The 20411-nt window shown below is 65.8% G+C and carries 17 protein-coding genes and 2 tRNA genes; 10 read left to right on the top strand and 9 right to left on the bottom strand.

Annotated elements, in window-relative coordinates; genetic code table 11:
* The first annotated feature begins 418 nt into the window (after positions 1–418).
* Positions 419–1186 (top strand): DUF5131 family protein, encoded by a 768-nt coding sequence (locus ACFXI4_RS35705; RefSeq protein WP_384999082.1) that lies wholly within the window; start codon positions 419–421, stop codon positions 1184–1186.
* 2 nt (positions 1187–1188) lie between these two features.
* Here the strand turns inward: ACFXI4_RS35705 and ACFXI4_RS35700 are convergent, their stop codons facing one another.
* Together ACFXI4_RS35700 and ACFXI4_RS35695 are read right to left on the bottom strand one after the other, a co-directional pair.
* Complete coding sequence (locus tag ACFXI4_RS35700) at positions 1189–2268, bottom strand: three-Cys-motif partner protein TcmP (protein ID WP_384999079.1); 1080 nt, start codon at positions 2266–2268, stop codon at positions 1189–1191.
* A gap of 466 nt (positions 2269–2734) precedes the next feature.
* Positions 2735–3475, bottom strand: coding sequence for a GntR family transcriptional regulator (locus tag ACFXI4_RS35695; protein WP_384999076.1), 741 nt, complete (start codon positions 3473–3475; stop codon positions 2735–2737).
* Positions 3476–3678: 203 nt separating this feature from the next.
* Between ACFXI4_RS35695 and ACFXI4_RS35690 the strand changes: the two genes are divergently transcribed.
* The 7 genes from ACFXI4_RS35690 (at position 3679) to ACFXI4_RS35660 (ending at position 9200) form a co-directional block, all read left to right on the top strand.
* Positions 3679–4029 (top strand): hypothetical protein, encoded by a 351-nt coding sequence (locus ACFXI4_RS35690; RefSeq protein WP_365290393.1) that lies wholly within the window; start codon positions 3679–3681, stop codon positions 4027–4029.
* A complete protein-coding gene (locus ACFXI4_RS35685) occupies positions 4026–5348 on the top strand; it encodes an FtsK/SpoIIIE domain-containing protein (RefSeq protein WP_384999072.1) in 1323 nt (440 codons plus the stop codon). The genes ACFXI4_RS35690 and ACFXI4_RS35685 overlap by 4 nt, the downstream gene beginning before the upstream one ends.
* A 12-nt stretch (positions 5349–5360) precedes the next feature.
* Positions 5361–5555 carry a hypothetical protein gene (locus tag ACFXI4_RS35680; protein WP_046587219.1) on the top strand — a complete coding sequence of 65 codons (195 nt, stop codon included), beginning with the start codon at positions 5361–5363 and terminating at the stop codon, positions 5553–5555.
* Between the two features lie 35 nt (positions 5556–5590).
* Positions 5591–5881, top strand: coding sequence for a hypothetical protein (locus ACFXI4_RS35675; protein WP_384999069.1), 291 nt, complete (start codon positions 5591–5593; stop codon positions 5879–5881).
* A 361-nt stretch (positions 5882–6242) separates the two neighbouring features.
* On the top strand, positions 6243–7613 hold the full coding sequence (locus ACFXI4_RS35670) for a replication initiator (protein ID WP_384999066.1): 1371 nt from the start codon (positions 6243–6245) through the stop codon (positions 7611–7613).
* The gene (locus tag ACFXI4_RS35665; RefSeq protein ID WP_365290384.1) at positions 7603–7815 is read left to right on the top strand and encodes a helix-turn-helix domain-containing protein; all 213 of its coding nucleotides are present in this window, start codon (positions 7603–7605) and stop codon (positions 7813–7815) included. The genes ACFXI4_RS35670 and ACFXI4_RS35665 overlap by 11 nt, the downstream gene beginning before the upstream one ends.
* Positions 7812–9200: a tyrosine-type recombinase/integrase gene (locus ACFXI4_RS35660; protein ID WP_384999062.1), complete on the top strand. Its 1389-nt coding sequence runs from the start codon at positions 7812–7814 to the stop codon at positions 9198–9200. Before ACFXI4_RS35665 ends, ACFXI4_RS35660 begins: the two co-directional genes overlap by 4 nt.
* A 279-nt stretch (positions 9201–9479) precedes the next feature.
* On the opposite strand, the gene ACFXI4_RS35655 is transcribed toward ACFXI4_RS35660, so the two are convergent.
* Positions 9480–9560, bottom strand: a tRNA-Arg gene (locus ACFXI4_RS35655).
* A gap of 280 nt (positions 9561–9840) precedes the next feature.
* Here ACFXI4_RS35655 and ACFXI4_RS35650 point away from each other — a divergent pair.
* A complete protein-coding gene (locus tag ACFXI4_RS35650) occupies positions 9841–10488 on the top strand; it encodes a DUF6461 domain-containing protein (protein WP_384999059.1) in 648 nt (215 codons plus the stop codon).
* A gap of 145 nt (positions 10489–10633) precedes the next feature.
* Here the strand turns inward: ACFXI4_RS35650 and ACFXI4_RS35645 are convergent, their stop codons facing one another.
* The 6 genes from ACFXI4_RS35645 to ACFXI4_RS35620 form a co-directional block, all read right to left on the bottom strand.
* Positions 10634–15031, bottom strand: a complete 4398-nt coding sequence (locus ACFXI4_RS35645; protein WP_384999056.1) for a Tat pathway signal protein — start codon at positions 15029–15031, stop codon at positions 10634–10636.
* Between the two features lie 667 nt (positions 15032–15698).
* On the bottom strand, positions 15699–16310 hold the full coding sequence (locus ACFXI4_RS35640) for a hypothetical protein (RefSeq protein ID WP_384999053.1): 612 nt from the start codon (positions 16308–16310) through the stop codon (positions 15699–15701).
* Positions 16303–16818: a hypothetical protein gene (locus tag ACFXI4_RS35635; RefSeq protein ID WP_384999050.1), complete on the bottom strand. Its 516-nt coding sequence runs from the start codon at positions 16816–16818 to the stop codon at positions 16303–16305. Before ACFXI4_RS35635 ends, ACFXI4_RS35640 begins: the two co-directional genes overlap by 8 nt.
* A 1052-nt stretch (positions 16819–17870) precedes the next feature.
* On the bottom strand, positions 17871–18668 hold the full coding sequence (locus tag ACFXI4_RS35630; protein ID WP_351492509.1) for a nucleotidyl transferase AbiEii/AbiGii toxin family protein: 798 nt from the start codon (positions 18666–18668) through the stop codon (positions 17871–17873).
* A gap of 8 nt (positions 18669–18676) precedes the next feature.
* Positions 18677–18997 (bottom strand): hypothetical protein, encoded by a 321-nt coding sequence (locus ACFXI4_RS35625; RefSeq protein ID WP_351492507.1) that lies wholly within the window; start codon positions 18995–18997, stop codon positions 18677–18679.
* 413 nt (positions 18998–19410) lie between these two features.
* Positions 19411–19482: transfer RNA gene (locus tag ACFXI4_RS35620), tRNA-Arg, on the bottom strand.
* Positions 19483–19580: 98 nt separating this feature from the next.
* Here ACFXI4_RS35620 and ACFXI4_RS35615 point away from each other — a divergent pair.
* Positions 19581–20138: a response regulator gene (locus ACFXI4_RS35615; RefSeq protein WP_384999045.1), complete on the top strand. Its 558-nt coding sequence runs from the start codon at positions 19581–19583 to the stop codon at positions 20136–20138.
* The last annotated feature ends 273 nt before the right edge of the window (positions 20139–20411 follow it).

The following is a 20411-nucleotide window of genomic DNA, read 5'->3' as shown; positions in this document are numbered from 1 at the left end:
TGCGAAGTGCAGAAACGAGGCCCGCCGGTCACTCACACATCCGGCTCCAGCCACCGCCGTGTGCCGTCGTTCGCCGTCGTTGATGTCAGTTGGTGATGTCAGAGCGGCGGACGGTCTATGCGCTGACAGACAGCTCTCGTGCGCGCTCGCGAGCTTGGGATCTCGAGGGGTGCTCGACGCTCGTGCAGCTTGCCACTGGCTCGACTCATCGGCGTATGTCCAGAACTGACACGACGTCAAGCTCGCGCGACAAAGCGACTGGTCAAGGGCTGATCCAGGGGCTGAGGCCGTGTCGAGCCTAGACGCTCAAGGGCGATCGACATGAATCTGTGCCGTTCAGTACCGATGAAGTGGTTTCCCTGGCCCTCCCGAAGCGTTGAAGATGAGGGAGTATGGGCAGAGCCCAAGGCGCTAGGGGATGGAGCCCAAAATGGCAGACCGAAGCACCATTGAGTGGACTGAGGCCACATGGAACCCAACTACGGGGTGTGACCGCATTTCTAAGGGCTGCGATAACTGTTATGCACTGGTGCTAGCGAAGCGACTGAAGGCGATGGGGTCTCCGAAGTATCAAGTCGATGGAGATCCGCGAACCTCGGGGCCAGGTTTCGGGCTTGCTATCCATCCAGACTCGTTGAGGCTTCCGTACACCTGGAAGTCACCGAGAGTGGTGTTTGTTAATTCAATGTCCGACCTTTTCCATGCGCGAGTTCCGGTTTCCTACATCAAGGACATCTTTGATGTAATGCGCAAAACTCCACAGCATACATATCAGATTCTAACGAAGCGATCCCGGCGAATGCGGAATGTCGCCGATCAAATCGACTGGCCTGAGAACGTCTGGATGGGAGTAACTGTTGAATCTCCCGAATTCAAGGCCAGAATCGATGAATTGAGAGAGACTCCGGCGTCTGTTCGCTTCCTATCGTGCGAGCCCCTGATCGGAAATCTCGGCACAGTTGATCTAAGCGATATCGACTGGGTCATCGCCGGAGGGGAATCAGGAAAGGGGCACCGTCCCATTAATGAAGGCTGGGTGACCTCATTGCGGGATCAGTGCTCTGAGGCCGACGTTCCGTTCTTCTTTAAGCAGTGGGGAGGGTCAACGCCTAAAGCGGGAGGAAGGATGTTGCAGGGACGCACCTGGGACGAGTACCCGAAAGCCAAGTCCCGCGCTGGCGTGTGAGGTCAGGGGAACGTGATCCAGGTGCCATCGGGGAAGCCACTCCGGCCTGGTCGCTGAACCTGGATAATCCCCTCTCTCTCCAACGGTGTCAGGACGGGCCTGCGCAGGTGCGTCTTCTTGTACGGCGTGTGGATCAAGGTGAACTGTTCCACGGCCGTGATCGAAACTCGTCGTCCGCTGTACTGGGCGAGAAGTGCTCGTCGCAATGGGTCAGTGTCCACGGACGAGTCGGTGAACAGCACGTCCTGGCCGGCCAACCGGTCAGAGAACCTGAAGCCGCCTCCAGGGTCGACCTTCCACATAGCCTCCTTCATCAGCTCAACGCCTTTGATGTCGCGAGTCCCATGGAAGAGGTAGTAGCCGATGTGCCCAGTTCGATTGATCATGGCAAAGGACTGCACGTAAGGGAATTTACAGACGTCCGTGAGTTGCCGCTCGTAAAGATCGTGCAGGAATTGCTGGCGGCTTACACTGGGCGGGAGGCTTCCGACCTGCTTGTATTCGCTTGTGCCGAAGAGATCTTCTAGGTGGTGATCTACGTTCCTTGCAGTGGCGAACCGATTAACGTGATCGACCATATAGTTCACGAAGAGCTCGCAGCTGGCGAACGAGAGCAGCTCTGCGAGAATGCTCATGGGGAGCCCTGAGAAGCCGAACGGATCGACAAAGGCGAAAGTCGGTGCGAGGCGACGCTTCTGGTTGCGAAGGTGATCTATCAGGCTTGTCGCTGTCTCGGAAAACTCCGAGTTAACCAGCTGCACTTTAACATTCTTCGGCCAGGGCTGGTTCGCCTCTTTGTATCCTTCGATTTGCTGAGTGAGACTCTCGAAGCGATCTTTCTTTGATTCACAGAAAAAGAAAAGAAACTCACACTTCATCTTGTCGAAGTAGCTATGAGAAAGCAGTGTTTCAAGTGCGATAAGCGGCGATCCCGGCTCTCCGGATTGGTAGCGCCCCGGGCCTGCGAAACCATCCAGGAAAACGATCCTGCCGTTGTAGGTGGACAGGACAGGAAACCAACCGCCTAGATACGACTTCAAAAGGTCGTGCTTAGCTTTGGTGTGCGGGTCAAGCTGCCACACGGTAGTCCTCGGTGCTGCCACGTGTCCCCCTCGGCGCAGTCGACATGCTCGGCAGCAGTATGGTTCCGACCCGCACCCAAACGCACGCCATATGTCAAAAAACGTCGACTCGGGCGGCGAATTCGCCCGAACGTTCGAATTTAGGTCGGCGGAGCGGGTTTGGCCGGTGTCCTGCCCGGTTTGGGGTCGAGCATGATCAGGGGGCCGTACGCTGGCCGGCAACTCGGGCAGGCTGTGATCCTGCCCGGAATTTGAACGAGTGGCCCCCTGGTCTTGCTCGACGCGGGACCCGAACCGGGGAGGTGGCTAAAGCCGTGGAGCCGACCGCCCCAGCCACAGCGGACTGTTCTGTTACCCCACCATGGTGCTCGCTTCAGCCGCGCGACCGGCGTAGCCGGGGAGCGCGCGGCGAGCGGAGCGAGCCGCCTTGATGACGTAGAGAAAGTCTGAGCCAACTCGGGCTCAGCTACAGCCTGAACGAGAGCTCCAGCTCGTCGCCTGGGAGGTGGAACTCCTCCAGGGCGAGGGGCTTGTCGGGCTCGGTCAGCGTCACGCGGATGATGTGGAGCAGTGGGATGCCGTCCGTTAGGCGTAGTGCCTGGGCCTGGTCTGGCAACGGCATGCGGGTGCGGACGTACTCCGTGAAGTGGAGTTCGTGGCCCAGATCGGCGAGCGCGGTGTAGAGCTCCGGCGCTGGCGGTGGGGCCTCCTCCTCGTACTTGGTGTCGATCAGTACCGAGAACGGAATGTACGTGCGGTGCAGTTGGCGGAGGCGGCCGTTGTCCGCGGTCTGTAGGGCGTCGTACGTGTACATCGGCTCGCCCGGCGGGATGCGGAGCAGGTCCGCGAGCGCGAGCGGGGCGTCGGTGCGGGTGGCTACCGGCGCCTCGGCGTCTGCCCAACGGATGCCGTCCGCCTCGACGTACCGGTCCTCTGGAGTCCGGCGTACGCCGCGCGGGCGAGTGTGGCTGGGGCGGTTGTGCGGGGAGCGAGCGAAAGTGCCTCGGCCCATGATCGCCTCGACCAGACCTGACGCCCGCAGCTCGCTGAGCCCCTGACGGACTGTGGGACGCGTCACGCTGAACTGCTTTGCGAGCGACTCCTCGGACGGGAGTGGTTGGCCGGCGGGAAAGGTGCCGTCCAAGATGCCTTCGCGCAGGTAGTTGGCGATCTGCCGGTACTTCGGCTGCGTGTTCTTCGGCGGCATGCAGGCCCTCCGTGGCCGTGGCCTCTTCGGCTGTCCGGGAACGCGGACAGCTTGCCTGCGTTCCCGGACAGCATCGCTCATCGCCAAGGCGGTTGACAACCCGTACTACGGGTGGTCAGTCTTGTATCCGCAACCCGTACTACGGGTTGTCTAGCAGCCCGAAGGACTCGCCTTCGGGTGACCTGAGATGAGGAGACCGAACAGTGGCAAGCCTTCCGATCGACACCGCGAAGTTCACGGGGATCATCTGCGCCGTTCCCCCGGCTCCGCGAGTCGCCAACCGAGAGACCGGTCAGCTCCGCGTGGACCGCGAGACCGGCAAGACCATGTACCAGGTCGGCCTCTGCCTGATGGCGGGCGCGTCGGCCGACGTCGTGAACGTGAGCGTGGCCGGTGAGCCGGCCGGTGTGCAGCTCGGCATGCCCGTGGCTGTGCGGGACCTGGTCGCGACGCCCTGGGAGAACGAAGGTCGGCATGGGATCGCGTTCCGGGCGGCGGAGATCCGGCCCCTGAACGCCCCCGCCGCCTCGGCGGGTAAGGGGGCCGGACAGTGAGTGAGCTGGCCTCCGCCGCTTCGGCCGGTGCGCACTGGCCGAGTTGGGTCCTGGTGGTGGCCGCAGTGCTGGTGTCGGGTCTGCTTCTCGCAGGCCCGGCCCTGCGCCGCCGCTATCCCGTCGCCTGGTGGCTGTTATGCGGGTTCCCGTTCGTGGCCTTCCGGGTCGTGCAGACCTGGCGGCCCCTGATGGCCGGGTGCGGGCTCGCCGTGAGCCGTCGGCCGGCGCTGACCGTGGTGTCCGGGCTCGTCGGAAAAGGGGCGCCTCCGTCGCAGCCGCGGGTTCCGCGGCGGGGACTCATACGCCCGACCTCCGGCGGCTTCGTACTGCTGGTGCGATTACTGCCGGGCCAGGTGCCCGAGCATTTCGTCAAGGCGGCTCCCGCCATGGCGGAGAACTGGCAGGTGCACGCGGTCCGCGTGACCTCCTGGAAGCCAGGGGTCGTACGGATCGTCGCCTCGGCGGCCGACCCGTTGGCCGATCCGCGGATACCGAAGCAGCGCGGGCCCGGTCGCCTGCTCCGGGTGACCGTGGGTGCCCTGGAGACCGGCGCCGCGTGGATCGTCGACCTGCGGCGCATCCCGCACTGGCTGATCGTCGGGGCCACTCGCTCCGGCAAGTCGACTCTGATCAACGCACTCGTGGCGGGGCTCGCTCCGCAGTCCGTCGCCCTCCTTGGGATCGACTGCAAGGGCGGCATGGAACTGTCCCTCTACGAGCCACGGTTGTCCGCGCTCGCGACGAACCGGGAACAGGCCGTCCGGCTGCTGGCCGCTCTCGTCGACCTGACGCTCGACCGTATGACCCTCTGCCGGGCGGCTCGCGTCCGGAACATCTGGGGCCTGGCGGACAAGGAACGGCCGGTCCCCATCGTCGTGATCGTCGACGAGATCGCGGAACTCTTCCTCGTCGCAAGCCGGAGCGAGAAGGACGAAGCGCATGCGGCCGGTACCGCGCTGATCCGGCTGGCCCAACTCGGCGCGGCACTCGGAGTGTTCCTCGTCGTGGCCGGCCAGCGCGTTGGGTCCGATCTCGGGCCCGGTGTGACCGCCCTGCGGGCCCAGTTGGGCGGGCGAGTGTGTCATCGGGTCGCCGATCCCGGCACGGCAGAGATGGCGCTCGGTGATCTCAACCCCGACGCCCTGAAAGCGGCGCAGGCCATCGCTCCGGAGCAGGCCGGTACGGCCGTGCTCGCGTCCGGCGACGGCTGGGAACGCGCCCGGTCCCACCTGATCACGGAAGCGGAGGCGGAAGCCGTCGCCGCCGAGTACGCGCACCTGACTCCCGTCCTGTCCGAGCTGCACGTCGAAGCGCTGTGAGAGGGGCCTGTCGTGCTGGTGTCCATGTCGGCCGTGCTGCTGCTCGGCCTGGTGATCTGGTTCCTCCTGCGCATCCGCTACCTGCGCTGGGCCGACACGCTGCTCTGCGGCGCCTTCGGCTTCCTGCTCGCGCGGACCGTGGCCGCGCCCGTGGTTCAGGGCCTCCTCGACGGCGTGAACGGCTTCCTCGGTCAGTTCCGATTCTGACCCGCCCAACCACTCACCCGATAAGGGGACTTGCTGTGTCCGACTACGTCATCCGCTCCGGTGACCGTGCCGCCTTCCTGGCCGGTCCGCGGGAGCTGGTCGACTTCCTGACCGCCAATCCGACCGTCGTCGTGCCGCGTCACGCGTCCGTCGCCGTCCTGGTCGACGCCTCCGGCTCCATCGCTCGCCGCGACGGCGTGGAGTTCGTCGCCGTCCCGCTCGGGGTGCCGGCGGCAGACATCGGAGAGGGCTACTTCAACGCGTGGCTCGACTTCGGGCCGATCTCGTACGGCGTCATCGCGGTCCCTCCCCAGGAACGGCAGTGATCGCCCGTACGACGGGCTCCCGACGGGGCGCGAAGTCGCCAAACCCGACCCCGTCAGGAACCCACTCCATCCGCCACGTGAGCAGTGAAAGGAGTACTCACACTTTGTCCACCGCGCATCTTTCGCGCAAATCCCTGCCGCTTGAGTGCGATCTCAGGCAGCGTGACGCACAGGTCGCCACCTGCGCCGGACGGGAACAAATCGTCCTCGTCCAACTCGATGGCACTGAGCAGTGGCTGTGTCCCGCGCACGCAGCTGCGGTGTGGCTCACGGACCCGACCCTTCGCTTCAGCGCCAAGACTCGGCCGGAGGGAATCTCGGCTGTGATGGGGCAGGCGTTCGGGGACGGGGGCGGTCGCCGATGACCACTGTCCTTCCACTGAGCGTTGCCGCGCTCGTCGCCAGGTCGTCGGAGCCGGAGTTCGCGGCCTGGCGGCGGAACATCGTCCGCCTCGGCGGCTGCACCAACCCGATTCACCTGGTCGGTGCGGCAACCGTCTACGACACGACGAGCGGAGCCGCCCTACTCTCCTACGGCTCGGATGCCTACGGCGGCCGCCTGCTCGTCGCGTGCGGCAACCGGCGGGCGGCAGTCTGCCCGGCCTGCTCGGCGCTGTATCGGGCGGACACATACCAACTCGTCCGGGCCGGTCTCGTCGGAGGAAAGAGCGTCCCGGAGGCGGTGAGCAACTACCCGCGCGTGTTTGCCACGCTCACCGCCCCCGGGTTCGGGCCCGTGCACACCCGCCGTGAGCGGGATGGACGTGCGGCGGCTTGTCGACCTCGGCGGGCCGGGGAGCTCTGCCCACACGGGACGTCGACTGGATGCGGGGAACGGCACTCGGCGGATGACCCTCGGCTCGGGGAGCCGCTCTGCGCGCGGTGCTACGACTACGCGGGTGCCGTCCTCTGGCACGCGTTCGCCGGTCGACTCTGGCACCGGTTCGGGCTGGAGTTACGGCGGGAGGTCGCCCGGCGAGTCGGACTGCCCCGTACCGACTTCGGGGAACTCGCCCGATTGTCGTACGCGAAAGTCGCCGAGTACCAGCGGCGCGGCCTCGTCCACTTCCACGCCGTGATCCGTCTCGACGGGCCGGATGGACCCGACTCGGAACCGCCCGAATGGGCGACCGTTCGGCTCCTGGTCGACTCCGTGCGGGGTGCGATCGGGCGCGTGCAGTTGATCGCTCCTGGCACCGGGGTCATCGGGCCGCGGGTGTTGCAGTTCGGGGCTCAGGTCGACGCGCGACCGGTCGTGTCATACCGGAGCGGTGTGGGGGAGCGGCCTGCTTCTCCTGGCGCCGTAGCGGGATACATCGCCAAGTACGCCACCAAGGGAGCGGAGTCCGCCGGCGCCGTGGACGGCCGTATCCGCAGTGCTCGGGACATGGTCCTTCTGCCGGTTCGCGCGCATGTGCTCCGCATGATCGCCACGAGTTGGTGGCTGGGCGGGCTACCGGAGTTCGAAGCGCTCGGGCTGCGCCGCTGGGCGCACATGCTCGGCTACGGCGGTCACTTCTCCACCAAGTCCCGGCGCTACTCGACCACGTTGACCGCGCTGCGGCAGGCGCGCACTGACCATCGGGCGGAGCAGCAGCGGGCCGCCCTGGGCCTGGTCGACGTGCCTGCGGTCACGGTTGGCCGGTGGCGCTATGCCGGGCGTGGCTACTCGCCGGATGCCGCGCTCCTGGCGGCTTCGGTACGGGAGGGCGGTACTTCCCATGGCTCGTGACAACGGTCGGAGGGCTGCCGAGTTGCTCACCGTTCGGCAGGTCCTCGACGAGCTGGGCGGCATCTCGCGGCGCACCTTCTACCGCTGGCGGGAGCTGCGCCTCGCACCCGCGTGCATACGGCTGCCGAACGGGGAGCTGCGGGTTCGGCGTGACGTGTTCGATCACTGGCTCGAAGAACGGGCGGAGGAGGCTGCGCGGTGAAGTCGTACAAGGTCGTCATCTGGAAGCTCAGCATCAACCGCTCAGCGAAGAAGCCGACTTACCTTGTTCGGTGGTCAGTGGACGGCGCGCCGTTCCACGAGTCTCACAAGACGAAGGCGCTGGCGGACCGCTTCCGGGCCAAGCTGTTGCGTGCTGCCGACAAGGGCGAGCCCTTCGACACGGTGACCGGGTTGCCGGACTCGCTGCGGAGTGGAAAGGCGGCGCTCTCGTTCCTCGACCTGGCGGTCAAGTACGTGGACGCACGGTGGGCGGAAGCATCCGCCAAGCAGCGGGACAGCGTGACCGATGCCCTGGCCACGGTTGTTCCCGCCCTGGTCAAGCCGGGGCGGGGGCGTCCCGCTCCAGAGTTGCTGCGTCGCGCCCTGCGGTCGTATGTCCTGCCGGTACCCCGTAGGGAACGGGAGCGGCCGGAGGAGATCGCTGCGGCGGTCCGGTGGATCGAAAAGGCGTCCCTTCCGGTGGGGGAGCTGCAAGAGATCGCCCGTGCCCACGAGGTGATCGAGGCGCTGAGCCGGAGGCTCGACGGCAAGCCGGCGGCGACGCAGACGTATCGGCGACGGCGGGCGGTGGTCTTCAACGTCCTTGAGTACGCGGTCGAACTTGACTACCTGCCGTCCAATCCCCTGAGCCGGGTGCGGCGCAAGCGGGGAAAGCGGCCGGTGCAGGAAGTCGACCGCCGGGTGGTGGTCAACCCTCGGCAGGCTCGGGAGCTGCTCACCGCGCTCACGTACGTGGGCGGCTACGACCGGGCTGGTGGTCGGCGACTCCGGGCCTTTTTCGGCTGCCTGTACTACGCCGCCATGCGGCCGGGGGAGGCGCTCGGGCTCCGCCGCTCCGACTGCACGCTCCCGGCTACCGGCTGGGGTCGCATCGAGCTGGTGGAGACTCGGCCCACGGCGGGGAAGGCGTGGACCGACTCCGGTGAGGCGCATGACCGGCGGGGGTTGAAGCAGCGGGCCGAGGGAGAGGTGCGCATCGTGCCGATCCCGCCGCCGCTGGTGCGGCTGCTGCGCGAGCACCTGAAGGAGTTCGGCACAGCGGACGACGGGCGGCTGTTCTTCAGCGAGCGGGGGAACGTGATCGCCGCCTCGTCCTACTCGCGAGCGTGGAAGCAGGCTCGCGAGCTGGCGCTGCTGCCGCATCAGGTGTCGTCGGTCCTGGCCTTCCGGCCGTACGACCTCCGTCACGCGGGAGTCTCCCAGTGGCTCAACTCCGGGGTGCCGGCGCCGGAGGTCGCCGCTCGTGCCGGTCACTCGGTGGACGTCCTGCTCAAGATCTACGCCAAGTGCATCGATGGCCAGGAAGCGGCGATGAACGACCGGATCATGCGGGGCCTGGGGGAGGAGGACGAAGCGCCTGACTGACGCGAATGCGTGACCGATATAAGGGAGCCCCGGGCCGGGAAGGTCCGGGGCTCTCGTGCGCCCGTCCACGTATAGTCCACAGGGCTGCGCTCAGCGGGCGGGAGAACGGTTGCTGACCTGCGGAAAGATCCGCCAAGATCATTACGTCGCCATTACGTGATCAGTGGCAAACAGCTGCTTTCGGCGGCATCTGCCTGCGCACAGACACTAGACATGCGAAGACCCCGGCCTCAGCGTTTCCGCTGGTGTCGGGGTCTTTGGGCACCTCGTACAAGGTGCCCCCGGCAGGATTCGAACCTGCGCACACGGCTCCGGAGGCCGTCGGATTCCCGCGCGTTTTCGCAGGTCAGGCGCTGACCTGACAGATCGTCAGGCCCGCGGTCCCGCGCATGTCCCGCGAGAATGAAATAACCCATTCGCTCGACTTGTCTGGATCATTCCCTGGTGTGGTCGATCCATACAGCATGACGAAGGTCACGGCTTCCTCGGACAGGCGTAGGGGTAAACGGTGCGCCTCCCGATCGGACATGGAGGCTGTCCGGGGTGCGTGGACAGGCCAGGCGAGCCGGTTGTGCGTCGAGGTGGGGGTGCTCCCGTGTGGAAGGGGTGTGGTGCAGGCGGCCCTCATGGTGACGAGGCCATGCGGCAAGATGAGGATATGACGAATCGCGGTGTGCGCTGGCTGGTGGAGTCCGAGTGGCAGTACAGCGTCACCTTCGCCCGCGGGATCACGCCGGACGAGTTGGCTGTGCGGCTCGGCGCTTCACCGGCAGGTGTTAAGCCCCTGGCGACCGCCTGGGAAGCCGTCGGGCTTCTTACCGATGCAGATGTAGGCGTCGCGCGGGTAGGGGAAGCGCAGGGGTGGGCGTTCGCCGCCGAATACGGGGAAGCCCCCGGGGCCAGGCACGACGTCCTCAAGAGGATTTCGCGCAACGGTGTCGAGGCGGTGAATCTTGATCCCCAGGCATTCCACCCGCCTCCCTTCTTCTCCTACGCCGCCGACAGCGAGTTGCTGTGCTCGTTCGGTCTTGGCGAGGAACGGAGGCGCTGGGGGTCCCAGCCGGATCTTCTCCAGGAGGAGCTGGAAGCGGCGGGCATCATTCTTCCGACGGGCGATTACCTTAAGGTGAGCGGCGCGCGGCACAGTCTGCGGATCGCCATGTCGCTAGGTGTGATCGAGAAACATTTCGGTATCTCATTGCCACGCGATCTGCTGGAGGACGGCAGGCTTCCGCTGGTAGTAGTCAGCGGTACCCCCTCCCTTGACGCGCTGAGCGACGACGTTTGAATACATGAGTGAGGGGGGTGGAGTCCGGGCGGACGCCACCCCCCCTCATGTGTCACGAGCTGCTGCCCCCAATTCCCAACCGGGGCAATTCTTGTCCACCAGCTCCGGAAGATCCCTCAATGACCTTCCGACCCGGCGAATACGGCTAGGGGTTCGTGCGCTGGAAGGTGCACGTGGTGTCTGCCGATGTGCAGTGGTCGAACCCCGGCGTGGCTAGCCAGAACGGGTCATCTCCGAGCATCCGGTTGTACCAGACGAAGCCCCCGGTGCGACCGAATGGCGCCAGGGCGCCGGTGTTCTGGGCCAACGGGATGCTGGCGCGGCCGCACTTCTCCGACCAGTTGGGCAGGGGGTGGTTGTCGTCGTAGTACAGCGTCCAGGTGGTGTCGTTCAGCGGTGTTGCGTAGTACTGCGCACACTGGTCGCCAGAGGTGACTCCGTTGGCCGGTACACCACCGCTCTCGTTCGTGGTGGCGAAGGCGTACTCGTCGCAGCTGGCGTCTGGAGTCTCGGTACGCCCCTGCCAGCTGTCGGGGCACACCACCTCCCGGTTGTCGCTTTGCCCGTCCGTCAGGTAATGCAGAGGCGTGTTGTGCGCCCTACTGCCGAAATGATTGCTGTTCTTTTCTTTCATGAGCCAGTAATAAGCGCCGGCTGCCGGGTAGCGATCGGTGTTCACAGTGAACGTCGGGGTATAGGTGGGGAAGACACATCCCGCGTTCGCGGCGCCTTTGGTCATGTCATCACAGCGGACGTCCAGATCCCCGATGGTGTTTCCGAGGTCGGCCTCGTCCGATACTTCCGGGAGTTCCGAGATGCTCCCCGTGATACTCCACCCGAGGGTGATCCTTTCCTTGCCGGTGCCGTTCCACAGGGTCTGGAAGGAGACGCTTCCGACGTGGCCATCCTCCGGGCCGGCCCATGTCAGAGGTCCGTCCGTCTGTTGCTGGGACTGCGTGCAGTCGGAACAGTCCGATGCCGCGTTCCAGCGCAGTGTCACCGCACCCAGGGTGGGGTCTATCTCGGTAGGCACGAGGGAAAGAGTCTGGTCGAACTCTCCGAGGTTGTTGTAGAGCTTGATCTCCTGTTGCATCGCAAAGTGCGCGGTGCCGACCACTTTCTCATCCACGAGGAAGGTCACATTGAGCGGAGACAAGGCTTTCAGGCAGGCATCCGTGCGTGTGTACCAGTCGTGGCCGGCGCTCTGGGTGTCGCACCAGGGGACGATCGAGTTGGCATCGGCCGCGGTCAGGGCCTTTGTCATCTGCTTACCGAGCTGGGATGTTCTCGATTGCGCCTTGCCGACGTTCACGCAGATCGTGCCGCCGCTCGTCCCTGAGGGAGAGCACGTCGTGTTGTCTGCGATGCCCGACGCGCTGCTCAGGGCAGCTGCCGCAGAGGGCAGCCCGCTGTTGCGGTGGGCTTCCTCGACGTCGCCCTCCCAACTGGGCATCGGCGCGCTGTCATCGGGATTGGGGAAGGTGATGCTCGGCATGTTGCTGTAGTCGCCGGGCACGAACGCGACGGCATCATAGGCGACATCCTTGTCGGCGGCACCGTCCGATGTGGAGTTGGTCAGCTGAACCTCGGGGGCCTGGTTCTTGAAGTTGTAGGCGCCGAGGGAGACCCAGGCGTTGTTCTGGGAGTTCTGATCGATGGTTTTGGTCACTGTGCCGAAGGGGGTGATGACCTTGTAGGTGGCGTTGGTGACCTGCGCTCCGGTATCCGGGATGTGTACGTAGACCTTTGCCTGACCACCAGAGACGGCCGAGTTCAGCTTCCAGTCGCCGAGGATGGTCATGCGTCCGCCGTCGCCGCCGAGATGGGCGGCGTCGCGTGCGTGCGTGAACCAGAAGTGGCCGTTGTAGCCGCCGCCGATCTGGTGCAGGTCAGCCTTCGCGTCGTACTGCCCAAGGCCCACCCCGGTGGCGTTGGGGTCCGCGTAGAAGGTGAACTGGAACGAGCCGTCGGTCGTAGTGATGCCGCAGTCGCTCCAGGTATCGGTTCCTTGCGGCACTGACTCGACGATCTTCGCCCCTGAGGGCTCGCCGGTGCACACGGGTGTGCCGTACTGCAGTCGGTAGCCACGGCCGGGTTCGCTGACCAGGGTCAGGTATTTGATGTGTTCGTTGCCGCAGCTGGTGGCGCAGTCGGACTTCCAGGTGACGTTGGATTCGTGCCACCAATACTGGGCGTAGCATGCGGCGTCGGGGCAGTCGGGCGGGTTGGCCGTGTCGCAGCTGTTCTTGGTGTTGCAGAACGCGTCGAGTGCCGGTGAGACGTGCGCTCGGCGGTATTTCCCGCTGGATGGGTCGATGACGGTTCCGGTGGTGCCGTTCCAGGTGGCGGGGTAGAAGCCGGCGGAGGAGAAGCCGGACTCGCCGGGCCAGTCCTGGCGGCCGGAGGTGGCGTAGGAGTGGCCGGTGTCCTGGGACCAGGCGGCCCAGCCCATCACCTTCTCCTCGTAGGGCCAGTTTTGGGGATGCGCGGCGTCCTTTGCGGCCAGCGGGTCGAGGTCGGTGTTCACGAAGGCCAGCCGGGAGGCGGGGTAGACGGGGTTGGCGGGGTTGTTGTACCAGCCCAGGCCCCAGTTGCCGTTGGTGGCCTCGTCGGCCTTCTTGTTGAAGCCGAGGTTGTAGTTCCACACGGCGGTGAACCAGTTCTCGGGCTTGGCCGGGTCGTCGTTGTTGACGGTGATCGTCTGGCCGGACTGGTGCACCTCGTTCCACTTGTCGGCGAGGATGTAGAGCGAGGCGGCGATGTTGGTGGTGTAGTCGATGGCGATCGCGCGTTGCGTGGTGACGTCCTTGGACGTCTCACCCGGCTTCTCGTGTCCGGCCTTGCGCATGCCGTCGGTGACCTGGCCGACGCCGTAGCCGCAGTCGGACTTGTCCCAGTGGATGGTCCAGAAGTCGGCGAGGGATCCGCCGGTCTGGTGGCCGTAGTAGCCGTCGACGGCCGCGAGCGGGCTGCCCATCTGGCCGGGGATGGAGCCGGACTCGGCCTGCCACAGGTTTGACTCCTGGGCGAGGATTCCCAGTTGGACCTGGGCTGGAATGCGTCCGCCACCGGTCAGTGTCGGCACGGGGAACATGCCCTGGGGGTCGATGGTGCCGAGCCCGGTCTGCGTGCGCCAGCCGCCCTGGGTGAGGTAGCCGGAGCGCAGGTCTCCCCGGACGGCCATGTCCACGGCCCACTCGACCTGGTTCGGGGTCGGCTGGAGGGCCTGGGTCTTGACATCATTGCGGGGCACGGAGCACCAGGCATCGGTGTCGACGGGGTCGTGTGTCCTGGTGTCGTCGTCAGCCGTGGTCATCGTGCTCGTGGTCGACAGCTGCGGCTTCGATGAGCCGGTCAGCGCCGGCGACGGCCTGTCGCCAGCGGTGCTGCCGGGCTCGGCGGTCTGCTGTTGCGTGTGTCGGCCCGTGCCCGGAACCGTGTCCGTGACGGTCAGTGCGTGACTGCTGTGGCCCGCCGTCGTCTCGGCCGCGGGTTCCTCGGTCGTGGTGCCGGTGAAGCCGCGGCCGGCGTTCTTGATGTTGTCGACGCCCGCCTGCACGGCGGGGGAGACCACCGGGTCGACCGCCAGGCGTCCGCGGGTGGAGAGCTCCGCGTCGGGCGAGACGTTCAGTGACTTGATGCCGCTGGCCGTGAAGCCTCGGCCGTGGGCGGCCTTGCCCTGGAGGTAGACCTTGCCGTCCGTGCCCTGGCTCAGGTTCATCGCGGTGAGCTTGCCGCTCGCGACGGTCGTCTTCTTGCCGTGCGCGTATGTCTGTACGTTGGCGTCGGTGTCGCCGGTGCGGTCGATGTAGCTGACCGTGCCATCGCCGGTCACGTGGATGTCGTACGGAGCGTGTTTCGTGGTGGCGAGCTGGGTTGTCCTGCCCTTGGGGCCGACGTGGACGAGCCGGTTTCCGGCGGCGGCTATCACACCGTCCTTGGTGGGGACAGCGGAGGTTATCTCGCCCTTCGCGGTGGTGTCAGCGACCGTGGCACCCTTCGTGTCCACGATGACCAGGCGCGTCTTGGTGTCGCGCAGTGCGGTGAAGACGGCGGTGTGCGTGGCCGGGCTGCAGGTGGGGTCGAAGTAGGCCAGGGACGCGGTGAACGGCAGCTTGGTGACGCTGCCGTCGTCCAGGTTCACGATCGCGGTGAACGCGCCGCCCATCATCAGATCGGGCTTGTTGGTGAAGGTGCGGGGAGCGTAGACGACGGCCGCGTGATGGTCGTCTATGACGCACTGGTTGCCGACCCAGGTGTCGGCCGGAAGCTGGGGCTCACTCAGCACGGCAGCCGTCTTCCAGCTGTAGCCGTTCCTGCTGTCGGCGACCAGGAGATGGAAGCCGTCGCTGTCGGCGGCGGCCGTCACGGCCCGGTCCGCGGAGGTCTTCCAGCCCTTCCCGAGAACAGTGTCACGATCCTTCAGGGGGACCGCCGACGCGGACTTCTTCTCCGGTGTGACGGCCTGCTTCTGCGTCGACTTCTCCGGCGGGTTCGGTATCGCCGCTTGTGCAGCGCTCGCGGTGAAGGTGGAGGCGATCAACGCGGTTGCTGCAGTGATGACCAGTGCGGATGACTGTTTCCTCCTCCTTCTTCTCTGTGATGGGTAGCGCATAATCTGGTGAGTCGTCCTTTCAGTAAGTGGTCAGCCTGCTGATGCGGTTGTTAGCTTCTGCGGAATGAGTCAGTAGCCACGGCGGCCTGCGTCCGCTGCCATCTGCCCGGCGTGCGAGCCAAGCGACCCTGATCTGCGGATCCGGCCTCGACGCAGCCCTCGCCAGCATCTTCAGTGCGCATCGATGTAGATCCCTGGTTGCTGCGGAATGGGTTCGAGGTGTGGTCGCCTACCGCGCCGGCCTGGCGTTTGACGCCGAGGGCGGGAATGCCTTGGATGCGAGACCTGTCTGAGGCGCTCCAGTGGACACCGTTGCCGGTGCTGACATCGATGTCGTAATTGACAGGCTCATCGGAATTGTTGTGAACCGTGACGGTAGTGAACACGCCGTCGCCACTTGCGTGTTGCCGTAGGACAGGGCCTTGGTCTTGCCGTTCCGCGAGAACGAGGGCTGTCGGCTCCGGCGCCTGAGAAGTTGGAGGCAGCCGAGGACAACGATGCACTCGGCTGCGTGGGTTCCGTTACCGGGCGCGGAACCCCAAAGGGGTGCAGCGTCCGTGGCAGCCCGCACGAGGTGCGAGGCGTGCATGAGGGGTCATTGGGCGTTGCGGAACGGGTCGTCCTTGACGACTTTCAAGCTGATCTTCGAACTCTCCGCCGCTTCCTTGAGGCCGGAGGCTGTGATGTCCGCCTTGGTCGGCCACGTGGTTCCCGGCCAAACGCCGTCGGCCTTCTCGGTCACGGAGAAGGGAGATGTCTGCCGGCTGCCTATGACTGTCACGGTGACTGTGTAAGTCATCCGTTTGTCACCGGTGTTTTGAATGGTCAGCGGTACAACGACCCGTCCCGACTCCAGGCGCGGTGTGTACGCGACGACCTCGCCTCCCACTGCCGTGGCCGCGGCTTTGCCGAACCCGTAGTCACCGGGGCCCGGGACAGCGGTGTTCGTCGGGCTGACGGGATCTCCGCCGGGGGCGGCGGCCGCGCGCTGGGCAGCTGCCTTCTGTGCTGCCTTGCTGAGGTTGTCGGCCGTGTCAGACGGCTTGGGTGCTGCCCCGGCAGCTACCGAGGACCGCAGCGAGGAGGAGGCGTCGGGCTGGTGGCTCGTCTGGGTGCCGCAGGCGGTCAGAGCAAGTGGTGCCATTGCCAAGGCTATTAACAGGAAGTGCGCGGAGACCCGGTTCTTGCCGGGCGGGTGGTCAGTCACAGCTGAACATATACTCGGACGAGAAGTTGATGTACAAGCTGCTGGAGCTCTGGCCCATTTTCGCTGTCACGGGCGCGCAGACGGAACTGGCGACGTTGACGGGCCCGGCGTATTCGCTGAAGTTTCCGGAGTCCGTGTCGCAACCGGTGCCGTCCACCTTGCACACGTGCAGGTACATGTACTGCGACTTCCCGACATTGTTGTCGAGGATCGCGCACCCCTTACCAGCGTTCACATAGGAGTACAGTGTGGCCAGCCGCTGGCTGGGGTCCACACCATCAGGAAGCGGCTCGGCTCGGAACAGCGTGTATCCGGACCCGCAGACGGTAGCCGCCGCGACCGCGGCTTGAGGATCGGCCTGGACAAGAGCTCGCGTGGTCGCATCGGCTCTATGCGAGATGGAAACGGCGGGTTGGTCGACAGCCACCGCTTGGGGCGCGGCCATCGCGCCTAAGGCCAGGACCGCAGCAGTGGTGACAGCACGCAGGCTTGCTCTCAGCTTCGACACGTGTGGTAACCCCCCTAGAAGAGAACGTCGCAGGTGGGTAGATGACGCCTTTCCAGCACGAGCACCCCCCACCGCTGGCAGCGCGATCCAAGCCATTGGCGGAGTGCCGGGACAGGGATCATTGCCCCACCGATCCGCTCACATGTTCGGAACGCCGACGCCAAGGTAGTCACGGCCTGGAACTTTTAAAAGCGACTTACCGTGAGCCTGTGATCGCATGGCCGAAAGTCGTGAATTAAAGCAATCGCCAAGTGAAAGTCTAGAGATGACAGATAAACGGCCAGCAAGTCAATGTTGACCAAATAAATCGCCTAGGAGGCTTCAAGGATGGGTGATCGGTCGCATATCGACGATCTTCACCTGGCGATGCGAGACGGCCCACACCTCCATGGGACGGCTGAAAACAGGAGCCCAACAGATGAGCTGCTGGAGGTCTGCGACGAGCCGGGGCCATTGCGTCCTTGGGCCGCGCGGGGTGGGCGATCTTCTGCCGGCGTTGCCGGTGCCCTTCCAATTGCTGTCGTCAGGCGGCATGGTCGCGTCGGCTGAGGTCGGCGACGGTCGCGCTTGTCCGAACTCCCGTGCACTCGACTATGAACGCGCTGGTCACCCGTGCAGACGACCGCGCTCAGCCTCAGGCCGCTGCCGTCTCCGCCGTCGGAGACGACCTCGAAAACCTGGTCCTTCGTCGCACAGGGCGCGTTCCTCTTCGCGAGAGCGGCCTTCGACGCTTTGACTGCCTTCTTCGCTCCGGCTTCGGCACACCGCAGGAGCCAGGTGGCGTGTAGTTCTGAGTAACTAAACGGGGCTGTGGTCGCGGCTGAAGGACAGCGAAGTTGGCGCGGGCCGCCTCGACGGCCCCGGGATACGCCTCGCGCTTGGCGTGCTCGGCCGGAGCCCGATAGACGCTCGCCATCGAGGGGTTCTGTCTCCTGCGCTTGCCCGTGTACGGGCGCTGCTGGACGAATGCGACCGTGGCGCCCCATCCAGTCTGCAGTTTCTGTCCCTTCCTGGGAAAGCTGCTGGCAGCGCGTTGTGGCCTGGGGCGAGGATCAGCCCCTGCGGGGGCCGTGGGGTGGTGTGCGGCCGGGAGAGCCGGGGCCGGGGAGCTTCGTGGTAGTGCTCGGGTTCTGCTGTGCAGACTGGTCCCGGCGCGGTGGAGCTGTAGCAGCTGCAGTGGTTCGCTTGCCTTCGGGGTTCTCGTCCTGGGGCGTGATGAGTTGGCGTCGCCAGTCGGCGAACCGCTCGCGCAGCACTGCGGCCTCGGCGGCGGTAAGGCCGTAGGCGGCGAACTGCTTATCCGTGTAGCGCTGGATGCGGGCAAGTGAGTCGGCGAACATCTGCGGATCGAAGCCGTCGTCGTTCTGCCCGGCCAGTTCCAGCAGGCGTTCGCGGGTGTATCCGGCCTTGAGAAGGCCGTCGACGTCGATGGCGTCGCGGACCTCGGCCCGGCCGTCCAGTGCGCTGGTCTTCCCTGCTGCGACGTCGTCGGGGTGCAGAACCGGACCGAGTTCGGAGGGCACGGGCGGATGGTTGAGGAACTCGGCGACGAGTTCCACCTTGTTCTGGACGCCGCTGGCGGGGTCGGTGACGTTCAGCCGCGTGTAGGTGTGCTCGGCGTTCTGGTGGGCCAGCTCCACGGTGAAGCCCGCGGCTTCGTAGGCGTCGATGACACGCTCGGTGGCCGCGGGCATTTCGGCGGTGGCCCGGTCGATCGGAGCGAAGAGGTCGACGTCGTCACTGACCCGGCTGACGATCTGGTGCGCCTGGACGGCGTAACCGCCTGCCAGGGCGTAACCGAAATCGTCGGCGAGTGCGTCGAGCCCGATGCGGATCAGCCGGCGGTGCACCTCGTCCACTATGCCGCAGCCGCCGCAGGCGAGAGCTCGGGGAAGCGGGCCTGCCAGGCCACACGTGCCGGGGCCGGCAGGAACAGGTCGCTCCAGTGCCGGCGCAACAGGCCGGCATTGAGGTGCGACTGCAGGTCGGCCGGGGACTGGGCCTCGCGGATCACCCGCTCGTACATGAGGAGCAGGTCGGCCTCGTCGGCGAGGTCGTAGGCGTAGGGCGGGCCCCAGTCGATGTGCCGGGGCAGGGTCACGGTGCCCGAGATCGGCCCGACCAGCTCGTCGAGTGACTCCGGCAGCGCGTAGACCCTGGCTGCGGCGTACCTACTCATACGCCCAGCATGCCGTATCCCGGGGCGCCGTGGTGCCGACACGGGCAAGCACGCCAGCAGTGGGCGTCATGCTGGATGAAACCCTAGGTCACAGCGGTTCCGTGTGCTGATCCGGAAAGTCAAACGGCCCGTTCCTCCGCATGTTTTCCGACCGCGTATGCGCGAAAAAGTGCAGCTCGCAGCCGGTGTCTGCCGGTGTCGGCTCTGCTTTTTGCCGTTCCCGTCCCGTGAATGTTCCGCGCGAGCGATTTCGCGGGATCGGACATTTGGGATTCCATCCGTGTGGTGTCGGAAAACCGCAGGTCGAAGACTCATCGGATCGAGTGGTCACGAGCAGGTAGGCCGTGTGCGTTTTGGCATGCACAAGAAAGGCCCTGACCCGCGTTTCCGCTGGTCAGGGCCTTAATGGGATGTGCCCCCGGCAGGATTCGAACCTGCGCACACGGCTCCGGAGGCCGTTGCTCTATCCCCTGAGCTACGGGGGCGTCTGGCGTTGAGCTGTTGCTCGCGGCGACGGGTAGAACACTACCAGCTCGGTCGGGGTGATCAGGAACGGGTTTCCCGGGGTGCCTTCCCGCGCGGGGTGGAAGTCCGGAAAACCCGGACGCGGTGGCCGGTCCGGACCTACTCTCGAGTTGTGCCAGGGGCGTCGGGCCGGGTGCTTGTTGTGGACGACAACAAGGTCATCCGGCAGCTGATCAGGGTCAATCTCGAACTGGAGGGTCTCGAGGTCGTGACCGCGGCCGATGGTGCCGAGTGTCTGGATGTCGTTCATCAGGTGCAGCCCGATGTGATCACCCTCGACGTCGTCATGCCCCGGCTCGACGGTCTGCGGACCGCTGCCCTGCTCCGTGCCGACCCCCGCACTCACGACCTTCCGCTCGCCATCGTCAGCGCCTGTACCCAGTACGAGGTCGAGACGGGCCTCGACGTCGGCGTCGACGCGTTCCTCGCCAAGCCCTTCGAGCCTGCCGAACTCGTGCGGCTCGTAAGGGATTTGATGGAGCTGCGGCGGCCGGACGGGGTCGAGGAGCGGGAACGCGGGGGAGACGGTGACGAGACCGGCGGTGTGGAGTTCTCGGGGGAGCGGGCCGGGGGGCGCCCCGTCCATCCGCCGCATCAGCCCGTGGGTCCGCACTGATCCCGTAGGGCCGTAAGCCAGTGAGCCCGGAAGTCCGTGGGCCCGGAGTTCGTAAGCCCGTAAACCCGTAAACCCGTAGGTCCGCGAGCCAGGGCGCCCGGGAGTCCGTAAGCCGGTAGGGCCGTGAGCCCGTGAGCCCGCAAGCCGGTGAGCCTGGAAGGCCGGAGGGCCGGAGGGCCGTACGCCCGGAGGGCCGTAGGTCCGTAAGGTGGCCTGGGCTCGGGGGGGGGGGGGGGGGGGGGCCACGGGCAGGGGTCCCAATGGCGGACATCC

Source organism: Streptomyces sp. NPDC059224 (genome assembly GCF_042754285.1).
Taxonomy (GTDB): domain Bacteria; phylum Actinomycetota; class Actinomycetes; order Streptomycetales; family Streptomycetaceae; genus Streptomyces.
The sequence above is the reverse complement of the archived record's forward strand: the minus strand, read 5'-3'. Positions and strand labels throughout refer to the sequence as shown.